We start from the raw sequence: 13,755 nt of genomic DNA, 5'->3' as shown, positions 1-13,755 counted from the left end.
TGACAATAAAGGAAATATCTGCTAGCATACAAACTGTATTAACTGTACTAAATAATATAGAACAGTTTGGAGGTAACTATGTTTCAATTGGATTATATGGATCATAGCCCTTTGTACGAACAGATTAAAGAAAAGATTAAAGCACTCATCATTAGCGGAGTACTGAAACCTGACGAGAAAGTTCCCTCTGTTCGTGAATTGGCCCAGTCCCTCACCATTAACCCCAATACCATTCATAAGGCTTACAAGGAACTTGAGCTGGAAGGATACATATACTCCGTCCGAGCCAAAGGAAGTTTTGTGACACCCATCTACAATAAAATCAATCAAGCAAGAAAGGATAACTTGCTGCTGGAGCTGGAGAAACTGGTTTCTGAGCTGGCCTACATGAATATACCTAAGGAGCAGCTCATTTCCAGAATTGAGGAACTATATGAAAGAGGGAGGCAGAAGAACAATGATTGAGGCCCAAAAACTGACGAAATCCTTTGGCAACTATAAAGTTCTCGAGGATCTGAATTTAAAGGTCAAAAAAGCATCCGTTTATGGCCTGCTGGGGCCTAATGGTGCCGGCAAGACCACTTTGATTAAGCATTTAGCCGGATTATATCGCCAGGATCAAGGCATAGTGACCATTGATAATCAGCCGGTCTACGAAAATCCTCAGGTGAAGGGTCAAATGATTTACATAGCTGACGATTTGTACTTCTTTTCTCAAGCAAGCATCGACGAAACAGCAAAGTTTTACTCCAAGATATATCCTGACTGGAATTGGGACCGGTATGAACAATTAAAGCAGGTATTTCCCATCGACAGCAAGAGAAGAGTGGTCAAACTGTCCAAAGGAATGCAGAAACAGGTGGCCTTCTGGCTGGGGATTTCCTCGATGCCTAAAGTCATGATTCTGGATGAGCCAGTCGATGGCCTGGACCCTGTCATGCGCAAAAAGGTCTGGAGCCTCATCCTCCAGGATGTAGCGGAAAGGCAGGTATCTGTCCTGGTATCATCCCATAATCTGAGGGAACTGGAAGATGTCTGCGATCATATCGGGATACTTCACAAGGGGAAGATCGTTGTGGAGAGGGAACTGGACGATATGAAATCGGATGTTCACAAGTTTCAGCTGGGCTTTGCCGGTGACATTCCGGAAGGGTTCCTGGCAGGTCCTGAAGTTTTGCACAGAACCCAGACAGGCAGCATACTGCTGCTGATTGCCAGAGGGGATAAGAATGAATTGCTGCAAACCATGAAATCAGCGAATCCGGTTATTTTGGATGTCCTGCCTCTGACACTTGAAGAAATTTTTATTTATGAATTAGGGGGGATGGGTTATGACATTCAAAATATCATTATTTAATAAAACCTTGATCTTAAGCGATTTGAAACGTTTTTGGTGGGTAAGCGCTCTCTATACCCTGGCTCTTATGGCCTATATTCCCTTCAGTCACCTTATGAAAGCCATGGGAATGGAGGTCCAAAACATTACCTGGATCCAAGACACTATCGACAGAATGCTGAGTTTTTCACAGGATGACGTTCAAGCTATTCTAATCTGTACTGTACCGGTTCTTATGGCAGCATTGATATTCCGTTACTTGCAGGTAGATAAGTCAGCCGTTATGATGCACAGCCTGCCTATTAAAAGGAGCTCTCATTATGCCAGCCATTGCCTGGCAGGGTTTATTCTTTTAATAATCCCCGCCGTCTTAAATTCTTTGATTATGATATTATTAGACTATTTTACGGTCCTGGGAAGCTTTTATACCCTGCCTAAGATTGTCACCTGGCTTGGACTTAATATCTTTTTTTGTCTGTTCTTTTATAGTATCGCCGTATTGGTCGGGATGTTTACCGGATCTTCCGTAGCCCAAATCGTATTTACTTATATCATCCAAATACTGCCTATAGGAATTTATGTTTTGCTTAAATTCAGCCTTGAGCAATTGTTGTTTGGCTTTGGTGAAGTCCCTTACTCACTGTTTATCGAGGATAAATATCCCTTATTTTTGTTATTCAATAGTGCCTTCCTGAGAAACCCGCATATGGCGGGCTGGTTACTTGCTTACATCCTGACAGCCGCCGCCTTTTTAGTCCTGGGCTGGTTTGTCTATAAACATAGGAGGCTGGAAACGGCCGGCGACATTATTGCCTTTCCGGCCTTCTATCCGGCATTTAAATACGGGATGACCTTCTGTTTAATGCTGGTTGGAGGAACCTATTTTTGCGGTGCTTCCAGACAATCCCTTCCCATGCTGATTCTGGGTTATGTTATTGCTTCGGCTCTGGGCTACTTTGTTGCGGAAATTTTGATCCATAAGTCCTTCAGGGTATTGCACCTCTATAAAGGTTATCTCTATTACGCCCTTGTCATTGTCATACTTTTGGGAGGCCTATCCCTGGATGTTTCGGGCTTTGTTAAACGAGTTCCCAGCCCAGAGGAAGTTGAAAAGGTTTATTTTGGCTATAACTATAACGATTGGTTCTATTTTGAAAAAGAAAAAAATCCCGAATTTCTGGAGTCCAGATACCAGGATAGTGGGTACTTCGAAGATAACCCGCCTATCCTGCTGGAAAGTCAGGAGAATATTGCAGGAGTGATTGAACTTCAGAAGCATTTGATCAAGGAAAGAAAGAGGGAGGCTGGTTCATCCCGTTATATCATTTACACCCTGAAAAATGGAGATTATATCCTTCGCCAATACAATATTAATGAAGCTGATCAGAGTGATGCCGCTTTCCTCAAGCCCATCTATGAATCCTTGGAGTACAAAAAATTGAAATTTCCGGCAATGCGTCTGGTGCCGGAGGACATAAAATTGATGTCTGTCAGAGATGACCGCAGCGGCAAACAACCGGTGAATCTCACAGGAACTAAGGACATCCGTGAATTAACGGAACTTTTGAAAAACGAAGGGATTAAGATGTCCTATGAGGATATGACCTCAAGCAGAGATTCTTATATGCGGATATCCGTATTGGAAAACAATAAGCGTAATGAACAAAACATCCTGGTTCAAAGCAGTTTTACCTCACTGCTTAATTGGCTTAAGGATAAGGGCTACTATGATCAATTTGCCCTGCATTTGGAGGACATCGAATCCGTTGAACTGGAAAAAGTTGAGGACAGAGCATACTCCGACAATGCTGCAACTCCCAGTCGGGTAACCATCAATGAGCGGGAAGTGATTGAGGAATTATTAAATATAGATCCCAGTACAAACTACATCAGCAATGATGTCAGCGCACGCTTTAACATACGGAATCATGTCTGGTCAAAACGGGTCAGTCTTGAGGCAGGGGTTTCGCCAAAATTAAAGGGATATTTCGCAGAGTTGGAGAAAGACAATTAATTAACGCTGCCACAGCCACGCCGGTTGGACTTTGAAAGGCGTCTTTCAAAGTCCAACCGGCATGGCATTATTTATTGGGGTTGGGAAAGGAATGAGCTAATGATGAAGGCCTGGCCTCGGGAAGGCCATATTGCAAAGCTCAGTCAAAAGGATCCAGGTAGGGAGATTCCCCAGGGCCTATGCCTGTCCGAGAAACGAAAGCGCTTTCGTTTCTCGGACAGGCTGTTTATAGGATATTACCTTATGCCCATAACTACTGAGATGGACCTGTTTCGCACCATGTTGAGGGAGATATTGTCACAAATCAAAACCTTTAGAGTATTAAATAAAATCAGAAACAAATTTTTGTAACCTTTTGTCTCTCAAAACCCTCTATATTATATAAAGCTTAGGTGTCATTGATAGCGTAAGTCTTAAGAAAGGGGAAACGCGGTTTTTCCAAAGATTTTGACGAAGGTTCAGGTAGGTCAACTAAATTTTTTCGATTTGGGATGCGTTATAGCTTATTCTATTGTCAGTGAAAAGGACAAAGGGAGTGATTATTTGAGTAGATTTACGTTTATTGCGTCTGATTATGAATTACGGGAAATTGATTTGTCCGGTATTATCAAGGGGACGGTTAAGGAATTAAGGGAAATGAATCTTAATCCTCGACCGGAATTGTCCTTTAATCTGGATAAACTTCGTGATGATGTTAAAGCAATCTTTATTCCTGATGGTATTGATACTGGTGGATTACAAATATCAAGATGTACCAATCCGCCCTATGGACTAGAAGAATATATTAAGAAAAGATACATTTATTGGCTTGGTGGGAGCTTTGGTATTAACTGGAGAAACCAACTTCAAGAGTATTTAAATACTAACATCCAAGAAGGTAAGCCTATTGGACTCTGGTCAATTTGGTTTGGATGGAGTGAATTTGAGGAAATGTTCTATAAAAAAATAGAGTTATCCAAAATAAATAGCTGTAATTTTGAATTATTAGATCAGAAGGATTGTTGCTTTATTATTGAGTGATATCATTCAATACATAATTCAGCATAGGAAAGTGGAGAAAAGGTAGTACTCTGTGAAATAACTTGAGTGTTGTCATTGATTGTCGTTCCCCGCAGGGGCCTGGACCCTTTGCGAAATGACTCCTTTCGCTGAAATAAAGTTCAAATTTTGAGTAGAAAACGCCCCCATGCGGTGTAATGATGCACCGCATAGAGGCGTTTTCTTTTTTGGGCTTGTCTAAATTACGTTGCTGATTTCCTTAGATATGCTTAAATCTTGCCCTCTGACTGAGATGGATTTGAAGATTTGCCTATGGCATAGTAATTGCTATTGTACATTACTTAGAAAGAAGGGAGGGCTGTAATTGATAACAGCAGGTGTGGACATTGGATCGACCTCATCAAAAGTTGTAGTTTTGGAAGAAGGCGAAAAAATTTTAAGCAAAGTCATAATACCTGTTGGTGCCGGAAGCAGCGGGCCGGCAAGAGCCTTTGAACAGTCTATTCGGGAGGTGAATTTGAGTCGAGAAGATATAAAAAGGGTGATTGCAACGGGATATGGCAGAAACACTTTTACAGGTGCAGACCAACAGATTACGGAAATAACCTGTCACGCACGTGGAGTTTATGAACTTGTTCCAGGTGTAAAAACAATTATTGACATCGGCGGTCAGGATGCTAAAGCTATCGGAATCGGAAAGGGTGGAACCGTCTCTAACTTTATCATGAATGATAAATGCGCAGCGGGTACCGGAAGATTCTTGGAGGTCATGTCCCGTATTTTAGAAATTAATATTGAGGATTTAGCAGATTTGGCAGCATCAGCAAAAAACGAGATTTCAATTAGCAATACTTGTACAGTCTTTGCAGAGTCTGAGGTTATTTCTCAGCTTTCCACCGGCACAGCTCGTGAGGATGTTGCAGCGGGTATTGTCCAATCTGTGGTTGGCCGTGTTGCAGGACTTGTTAAACGTATTGGCGTGCAAAGCGAGGTTGTTATGACCGGTGGAGTGTGCCTAAACTGGATGATCATTAAGGTGATGGAGAAAGAGCTTGATGTACCCGTAATAGCTTCTCCCATGGCTCAATTGACAGGTGCTCTTGGGGCTGCTCTATTGGCTTTCGAAAGTGCAAGCTAACCCCTCAGGAATGGGGTGGTGCTTCATGCCACCGCAATTTTCACTATTTTCAGTATATTGGGGCAATGATGCACCAGTCGCTGAGGCGTTCTGAAACGGCCGACTTTGATGAGCAACAGGGTGAAACTAATATTTGCCTGGGAAATAGAAAAATGAATCAGATCGAAAAAGGGGTGACTTTAAGTGCCTGAAAAACTTACGTCAAGAAATTTACTGAATCAATTGCAAACTCGTCATTATACGAATGCTTACGCTGCCAAAATGAAAGGACAATTAGTTGGCTGGGCAACGTCAATTTTTCCTCAGGAATTCTGTGAGACTATGGGTTTAACGGTAGTTTATCCCGAGAATCACGCAGCTGCCGTCGCTGCTAAGAGAGGAGCCTTACCACTGTTAGAGCAGGCTGAAAGCGAAGGGTATAGCGTGGATTTGTGCTCCTATGCCCGGATTAATCTTGCCTACATGAAATCTCAGGCAGCAGAAATCCCTATCCCACTGCCTGACTTCATTTTATGCTGCAATAATATTTGCAACACCCTAATAAAGTGGTATGAAAACATCGCCGCAGAACTTAATATTCCTATGATTCTTATTGATGTCCCCTATAACCATGGGTATGAACCAACTCCGGCAGCCATCGATTATATCAAGTCTGAGTTTGGGGAGTGTATCCGGCAGCTTGAAAAAATCACCGGCCAACAATTTAATCAGGAGCGTTTCCAAGAGGTTATGATACTATCCAACGAGAACTCACGCGCCTGGAAACGGGCGCTGGATTTGAATCAAGCAGTTCCGGCTCCCTTAAATGGCTTTGAACTATTTAACTATATGTCCCAAATGGTCTGTGCAAGGGGGCGCCAAGAAACAGGTGAATTACTCAAGCTCTTGATTGAGGAATTAGAAGAAAAAATCAGGCTGGGCAAGTCTTGCTATGAGGATGGCGAAAAATGCCGGGTGATGTGGGATGGCATCGCTTGTTGGCCTCATATTAAGCATAACTTTAAGGCCTTTGAAAAAAACGGGATCAATATCGTTTGCAGCAGCTATCCGGAAGCCTGGGTTTTGCTCTATGAACCGGGAAACCTTGATGAATTAGCCAAGGTTTATTCCATGATCGGCAACAACACTTGTATGGAATACCAAGCTGATAAAAGAGAGAGAGAGGTAAAGAACTTTAAGCTTGATGGGATATTGTTCCATGTGAATCGAAGTTGTAAGGTTATGGATTTTATGCAATATGAGCAGCAACGCCTGGTTGCAGCCCGAACGGATGTTTCCATCATGAATTTTGATGGAGACCAGGCTGATCCTCGTAATTTTGCTGCAGCTCAGTTTGAAACCCGTCTTGAGGCCTTAATGGAAATTGTAGCTCATAATAAGTCAGCTAAGAAAAGCAAAGAGGTGACGAATAATGACCCAGCTTAAGGATCTCTTGTCAGTGCTGGAAAACGTCGCAAATAATCCGGCACAGGTTATTAATAAATGCCTTGAGGAGAAGCGGCTGATGATCGGCTGTGCCCCGGAATATTGTCCGGAGGAAATTGTCTACGCTGCCGGAATGCTTCCCGTGGGTCTATGGGGTGGGTCAACCAGCATCAAAAACGCCAACCTGTATTTTCCTGCCTTTGCTTGTTCTTTAGTTCAGACCACCTTGGAGCTGGGGATGCGCGGAGTCTATGACCGACTTGCAGGGATTATTGTCCCTGCCCACTGTGATCATCTAAAGTGTTTCGGACAGGATTGGAAGGTTGCCGTACCCCAGGTAAGGTTTATACCACTTGCTCATCCCATTAATCGCAAATTGGAAGCGGCTGTTGAATACTTAAAAAGTGAGTATTTCCGGATCAAGAGTGTCCTTGAAGAAATTGGCGGCAAACCAATATCCGATCAGGCCTTAAGTGAAGCGATCGAGATCTATAACGATCATCGGAAAACCTTAAGAGAGTTTACCACGATTGCCCGGGATTATTGTACAACGATTACCCCTTCCCTCCGCCACAATGTTATCAAGAGTGGTTACTTCATGGATAAGTTGGAACATACCCAACTTGTCAATTCTCTGATTAGAGAGTTAAAAAAAGCCCCTCCCGAAGAATGGCAAGGGAAGAAGGTTATTTTGACAGGGATTATGGCCGAACCTAATGAAATTTTAGACATGTTCGAGGACTATGGATTGGCTGTCGCTGCCGATGATCTGGCTCAAGAAAGCCGGCAATTCAGAACGGATGTACCCCAGGGAAAAGATCCTCTGGAAGGATTAGCCCGTTATTGGAGCTGCATGGAAGGCTGTTCCTTACTATATGACCCCCAAAAGAACCGTCGCTTTATGCTGAAAACAATGGCGGAAGAGAGCAGGGCAGATGGTGTTGTGGCCTGCATCATGAAGTTTTGTGAAATGGAAGAATTCGATTATCCCATTTATAAGAAAACATTGGAGGAAGCTAAAATTCCCTTGCTTTATCTGGAATTAGATCTGGTAACACCATCTTTAGAGCAAGTAAGAACTCGAATCCAAAGCTTTGCTGAAATGATTTCTAGGAAACGATAATTAATAATTAAGTGGAGGGGTTAGAAATGTCCAAGATACAACAGTCTATAAGTAATCCCCGGCAAGAATACCAAAAGAAACTGGTTAAGGCTGAAGAAGCTGTCAAACTGATCCGTTCCCAGGATCGTGTTCAGTATGGGGAGTTTCTTTCGTTCCCTATCGAATGCGATGCTGCCTTAGCCCAATGTAAGGATGAATTATATGATGTCCGGATCTTAATGAGTACCTTAACCTCGGTTCCCCAGGTAGCCCTTTGCGATCCGTCCCACGAGCACTTCGTTGCTACTGATTTTTCCTATAGCTTAATCAGCCGGAAACTTGCCGATGCCGGGTTGTTGTTTTATATGCCCTCGACTTATCATGAAGCCTACAAAATTTTTAGACAGCTGCCGGATTCGGAACGCCCCACAGTAGGAGTAGTGACAGTGAGTCCTATGGACGAAAATGGGTACTTTAACTTTGGGACGACTTGTTCAATGAATCCTCTGCTCCCTGAGATGGTTGACCGCCTGATTGTTGAGGTTAATACCAACATGCCTCGGGTACATGGCCCGCAAAATTATCTGCATATATCACAAGTTGACCGGGTGGTAGAGGGGAAAAACCCCAAATTACTCCAGATTCCCAAACAAAGTTATTCTGAAATTGATGATAAGATTGCCGGCTATATCGTCAAGGAGCTTGAGGATGGGGCGTGTTTGCAGCTGGGTATAGGGAGCATGCCCAATCGTGTCGGTGAATTAATTGCCCAATCCGATGTGAAAGACCTGGGTGTTCACACTGAAATGCTGGTGGATTCCTTTGTCGATATTTATAATACGGGGCGGATAACCAACCTGCGCAAGACTATTGACAAAGGACAGTTTGTTTTTACCTTCGCTATGGGAAGTGATAAACTTTATGAGTTTATCCATAATAACCCCCTCTGTAAAGCAGCTGCTCCCGACTACACCAATGATCCTTTTGTGATCGCTCAAAATGATAAAGTCTTTTCAGTGTGCAGCTGCTTAGAAGTGGACTTATATGGGCAGGTATCATCGGAATCCATGGGAGCGCGCCAAATTTCGGGGATAGGCGGTCAATTCGATTTCATTTTCGCATCACACAGGTCTAAGGGCGGAAAAGGGTTTGCCTGCCTAAATTCCTCATACATGGACAAGGATGGCAATTTAACCTCAAGAATTGTACCCGGGTTAGAACCTTGCACTGCCGTGTCTTTGCCCCGCTATATTACCTATTACATCGTAACTGAGTATGGAATTGTCAATCTGAAGGGCAAACCGACTTGGCAAAGGGCAGAAGAACTGATTAGTATTGCCCACCCGGATCTCCGTGATGAACTTGTGAAAAAAGCAGAGAAATTGAAAATCTGGCGGCATTCCAATAAGCGTTAGTTATCCGGATCTTACTTTGAAGTACTTTGCCAAGGGGAGCCATCCCCGTGAAATGGGCAAATAACAAAGAGCAGGGGTCTCCTTTAGAAATACTTTTTGGGCCTGGAGCTCATACCTTATACTCTGCGGCAGAAAAATAGATTATAATATAGTCAGGTAATAATCAGTCTTGGCATTTCGGGTATATCTATAAGGCAATATCAGTAAAAACCGAACTGTGGTAATTTAGATTGTATAAGTATTGGACGTACTGGAGAGTGGAATAGGAATGACCGAGTGCAGTAATTCGTTAGAGAACTTTGATTTTCATAAGATATTTGAAAATTGGGACGACGGTGTTCTTATTACCGACTCACAGGGATTTGTTTTAATGCATAATCAAGCATACTTACGCTTAACGTTTTTGCCCTTCGATAGCCTGGTTGGGATGAATATGCGTGAGCTGATACGCAAAAAATACGCAACTAATGTCGCTTCGTTAAGGGTATTGGAGGATAGACAGCCGGTAAGCATGACTCACAGCAATGAAAATGGTACCATTGTTGTGAGTTCAAATCCTGTTTTCGATACACATGGCTCAATTGCTGTAGTAGTTACGTTTGTCCGGGAATTAACTGAAATTGTTCGCCTGCGCGAAGAACTAATGCAAGCCAAAGAGATTGAGGAAATGTACTTTAAATATAATCAAAAAGAGTACTCTACAACGCATAATGTACCCATAGCTGTCAGTAAAATGATGAACCACACCTTGGTATTGGCAGCAAATATCGCCCAGGTTGCTGCCAACGTTCTGTTAACAGGGGAATCGGGTGTAGGAAAAGATGTCATAGCCAACTATATTCATGAACAAAGTTCACGTAAAGAGGCGCCGTTTATTGCAGTGAACTGTGCCGCCCTTCCGGAAAACTTACTCGAATCGGAATTGTTTGGTTATGATTCAGGTGCTTTCACCGGGGCTGCCCGGGCTGGAAAACCAGGACTTTTCGAGGCAGCTCAAGGTGGCACTCTGTTTTTGGATGAAATAGGTGATACCTCTCAAAGTTTTCAGGCTACGCTTCTTAGGGTTTTAGAAACGAAAGAAATTAAACGAATAGGTGCGGTAAAACCAATTAAGATTGATGTTCAAATTATAGCAGCAACCAATCGTGATTTAGAAGACATGATAAAAGCGGGTGAATTTCGCTCGGATTTATTTTACAGACTTAATATCTTCCGAATAAAAATTCCGACCCTGCGTGATCGCCGTGAAGATATAATCCCCTTGAGCATGTACTTTATGAACCTCTTTAATAACCAGTATCATCGTCAGAAAAGGCTAAGCCACGAAGTATTGCGTCAATTAACGAAATATGACTGGCCGGGCAATATTAGAGAACTTCGCAATGTCATTGAACGTATGGTCGTCATGAGCAATGGGGATTATCTTAGCGTCTCAGAGTTGCCCGAATCTCTGCGAAATGATTTTGAGATGCATCCTTCGGTTATCGTAACCGGAATCATGCCAATTAACTATGCAATTGAGGAAACTGAGAAGCAGATCTTAACCAACGCTTTGCGAACCTACGTTAGCACTCGTAAGATAGGACATATATTAGGGATTGATCATTCAACGGTTGTTAGAAAACTTAAGAAATATAGGCTTAAGTGACGATAGTAAATTTTTTGCCCCGGGGTTAACACTTGAGAAGTAATTATAGCCTGTCCGAGAATCGAATGCGCATTCGATTCTCGGACAGGCTGTTTATATGGGCATAGTTGTGGTCAATGTACTCCATGATTTTCATAAAGGCATTGTAGCGGTATCAATTGGGAATATTTTTGTGTCTCTCAGGGGTGGACATTTTATAAAAAAAGTGGTATTTTTAATGGGAATTATCTTAATATTTGGACTTAATGTCTCCCTGGGGAGGACATTTGGTTTTACGAAGAGAGGTGCTTGAGCAAAGATTAGAAATATCATTTGACATTATATAGAGATTTATTATGGGAAGAATCAATTCGAATAAACTCTAAGAAATAAACAAAAGGGTGTGTCGAGATTGGATAAAAAAGAAATGTTTGCCTTAGTCAAGAGCAAAGCTGAGAAAGGATTATGGATGGAAAAGGTCCCCGTACCGGAAATTGGACCTAACGATGTTTTAGTAAAAATAAAAAAAACATCCATCTGCGGTACAGATGTCCACATCTACAATTGGGATACCTGGTCCCAAAAGACTATCCCTATACCCTTAACTATTGGCCATGAATTTGTAGGGGAAATAGCAGAAATCGGGAGTAATGTCAAAGGTCTTAAAATTGGGGAGAGGGTATCCGGTGAAGGTCATTTAGTTTGCGGAGCTTGCCGTAATTGTCTGGCAGGCAGAAGGCACTTGTGTAAAGACACAAAAGGTGTGGGAGTTAACCGCAATGGTGCTTTCGCAGAATATTTAGCAATACCTGCCAGCAATGTCTGGCGATGCAGCCCGGATATTGATGATGATATCGTTTCATGTTTTGACCCCCTGGGAAATGCCGTGCATACGGCCCTATCTTTTGATTTAATCGGGGAAGATGTTTTGATCACAGGCGCAGGTCCCATCGGGATTATGGCTGCAGCTATTTGTAAGCATGTTGGTGCCCGGCACGTTGTCGTGACTGATATTAATGAATATCGGCTGCAATTAGCCAAAAAAATGGGCGCGACTATGGTGGTCAACAGCAAAGAACAAAAAATATCGGAAGTTATACAACAATTGGGGATGAAGGAAGGGTTTGATGTTGGTCTGGAGATGTCCGGAAATCCTCAGGCTTTTTCGGACATGGTAAGTAATATGTATCATGGTGGAAAAATTGCACTGCTGGGTATTCAACAACCAAACACTATTATTGATTGGGATAAAGTTGTTTTTGGCTGTTTAACTATTAAAGGAATTTATGGCCGGGAAATGTTTGAGACTTGGTATAAAATGACGACTATGCTGCAAAGCGGTTTGGATATTTCCGGTGTTATAACCCATAGATTTGATATTCGAGATTATGAAAAGGGATTTGAAGCAATGAACTCCGGAATGTCGGGTAAGATTGTTTTGGATTGGTCTAAAATCTAAGTTGCTGGAGGAAAATCATGAAAACAGCTATTAAGTATATAAAGCAAGAAATTGAAACTATCAAAGAAACAGGTACCTACAAGGAAGAAAGGATCATTACCACACCACAAAGCAGCAGAATAGATACTCGAGACAAAAAACAAGTACTTAATATGTGTGCTAATAATTATTTGGGATTATCTAACAATCCGGACTTAATCGCTGCGGCAAAAGAGGGATTAGATAAGTGGGGTTTTGGTCTTTCTTCCGTTCGTTTTATCTGCGGGACTCAAGAAGCACATAAAACATTAGAGAGAGCGGTTAGCGATTTCTTGGGGATGGAGGACACCATCTTATATTCCTCTTGTTTTGATGCCAACGGTGGCTTGTTTGAAACTTTATTAGGAGAAGACGATGCTGTTATCAGCGATGAACTAAACCATGCCAGCATTATCGATGGAGTTCGTTTATCCAAAGCAAAGCGTTTGAGATACAAGAATAATGACATGGCAGATTTGAGGGCCAAGCTAAAGGAGGCGGGTAATGCCAAGATTAAACTGATAGCTACAGATGGTGTCTTCTCTATGGATGGATATATTGCTAATTTATCCGGTATTTGTGATTTAGCTGAGGAATATGATGCGTTGGTTATGGTTGATGATAGTCATGCTGTCGGATTTATGGGAGAAAAGGGAAGGGGGTCACACGAGTATTGCGGAGTGATGGGACGTGTGGATATTATTACCGGAACCTTAGGTAAAGCGTTGGGTGGTGCGTCCGGAGGATATACCAGTGGTAAAAAGGAAATAATCCAACTTCTTCGGCAGAGAAGCAGACCTTATCTTTTTTCAAATACTCTGGCACCTTCCATTGTTGCCGCAGCTATTAAGACACTGGATATGTTAAACGGTTCTACTGTATATCGGGATAAAGTACATGAAAATGCACATTATTTTAGAGAACAAATTGCCAAGATTGGTTTAGATGTGCAGCCAGGGACTCATCCTATTGTTCCTATTATGCTGTATGATGCTAAAAAGGCGACAGAATTTGCCAGACGAATGCTGGAAAAGGGAGTTTATGTAATAGCTTTTTCTTATCCCGTCGTGCCTCAGGGAAAGGCAAGAATCAGAATCCAAGTTTCGGCTGGCCATAGCAAAGAAGATTTGGACTTCGCGGTTACTTGTTTCAAGCAAGTCAAAGAAGAGATGGAACTCTAATCATGAATTTTCAATTTAGAAAGCATCCTTATCTTGAACTT

11 protein-coding genes are annotated in these 13,755 nt (G+C 42.3%); all 11 read left to right on the top strand.

All coding sequences use genetic code 11. From position 1 onward, the window contains the following. The first annotated feature begins 78 nt into the window (after positions 1-78). The 11 genes from BUB11_RS17525 to BUB11_RS17465 all read left to right on the top strand — a co-directional run bounded on the left by BUB11_RS17525 (position 79) and on the right by BUB11_RS17465 (position 13,714). Positions 79-465 carry a GntR family transcriptional regulator gene (locus BUB11_RS17525; protein ID WP_073031055.1) on the top strand — a complete coding sequence of 129 codons (387 nt, stop codon included), beginning with the start codon at positions 79-81 and terminating at the stop codon, positions 463-465. After that, positions 458-1,357 carry an ABC transporter ATP-binding protein gene (locus BUB11_RS17520; RefSeq protein WP_073031054.1) on the top strand — a complete coding sequence of 300 codons (900 nt, stop codon included), beginning with the start codon at positions 458-460 and terminating at the stop codon, positions 1,355-1,357. Before BUB11_RS17525 ends, BUB11_RS17520 begins: the two co-directional genes overlap by 8 nt. Next, complete coding sequence (locus BUB11_RS17515; RefSeq protein ID WP_073031053.1) at positions 1,332-3,350, top strand: DUF6449 domain-containing protein; 2,019 nt, start codon at positions 1,332-1,334, stop codon at positions 3,348-3,350. Before BUB11_RS17520 ends, BUB11_RS17515 begins: the two co-directional genes overlap by 26 nt. Before the next feature lie 543 nt (positions 3,351-3,893). After that, positions 3,894-4,370: a hypothetical protein gene (locus BUB11_RS17505; RefSeq protein WP_073031140.1), complete on the top strand. Its 477-nt coding sequence runs from the start codon at positions 3,894-3,896 to the stop codon at positions 4,368-4,370. Positions 4,371-4,713: 343 nt separating this feature from the next. Then, positions 4,714-5,487 (top strand): acyl-CoA dehydratase activase, encoded by a 774-nt coding sequence (locus BUB11_RS17500; RefSeq protein WP_073031051.1) that lies wholly within the window; start codon positions 4,714-4,716, stop codon positions 5,485-5,487. 183 nt (positions 5,488-5,670) lie between these two features. Further along, complete coding sequence (locus BUB11_RS17495) at positions 5,671-6,912, top strand: 2-hydroxyacyl-CoA dehydratase subunit D (RefSeq protein ID WP_073031050.1); 1,242 nt, start codon at positions 5,671-5,673, stop codon at positions 6,910-6,912. Further along, positions 6,899-8,035: a 2-hydroxyacyl-CoA dehydratase subunit D gene (locus BUB11_RS17490; protein WP_073031049.1), complete on the top strand. Its 1,137-nt coding sequence runs from the start codon at positions 6,899-6,901 to the stop codon at positions 8,033-8,035. Before BUB11_RS17495 ends, BUB11_RS17490 begins: the two co-directional genes overlap by 14 nt. Before the next feature lie 26 nt (positions 8,036-8,061). Continuing rightward, the gene (locus BUB11_RS17485; RefSeq protein WP_073031048.1) at positions 8,062-9,429 is read left to right on the top strand and encodes an acetyl-CoA hydrolase/transferase family protein; all 1,368 of its coding nucleotides are present in this window, start codon (positions 8,062-8,064) and stop codon (positions 9,427-9,429) included. 241 nt (positions 9,430-9,670) lie between these two features. Beyond that, positions 9,671-11,077 (top strand): sigma-54 interaction domain-containing protein, encoded by a 1,407-nt coding sequence (locus BUB11_RS17480; protein ID WP_143187645.1) that lies wholly within the window; start codon positions 9,671-9,673, stop codon positions 11,075-11,077. A gap of 391 nt (positions 11,078-11,468) precedes the next feature. Continuing rightward, complete coding sequence (tdh, locus tag BUB11_RS17470) at positions 11,469-12,515, top strand: L-threonine 3-dehydrogenase (protein WP_427846320.1); 1,047 nt, start codon at positions 11,469-11,471, stop codon at positions 12,513-12,515. Positions 12,516-12,532: 17 nt separating this feature from the next. Further along, positions 12,533-13,714: a glycine C-acetyltransferase gene (locus tag BUB11_RS17465; RefSeq protein ID WP_073031045.1), complete on the top strand. Its 1,182-nt coding sequence runs from the start codon at positions 12,533-12,535 to the stop codon at positions 13,712-13,714. Positions 13,715-13,755 lie beyond the last annotated feature (41 nt).

Origin of the sequence: Desulfosporosinus lacus DSM 15449, from assembly GCF_900129935.1 — a bacterium.
GTDB classification, from domain to species: domain Bacteria; phylum Bacillota; class Desulfitobacteriia; order Desulfitobacteriales; family Desulfitobacteriaceae; genus Desulfosporosinus; species Desulfosporosinus lacus.
The sequence above is the reverse complement of the archived record's forward strand: the minus strand, read 5'-3'. Positions and strand labels throughout refer to the sequence as shown.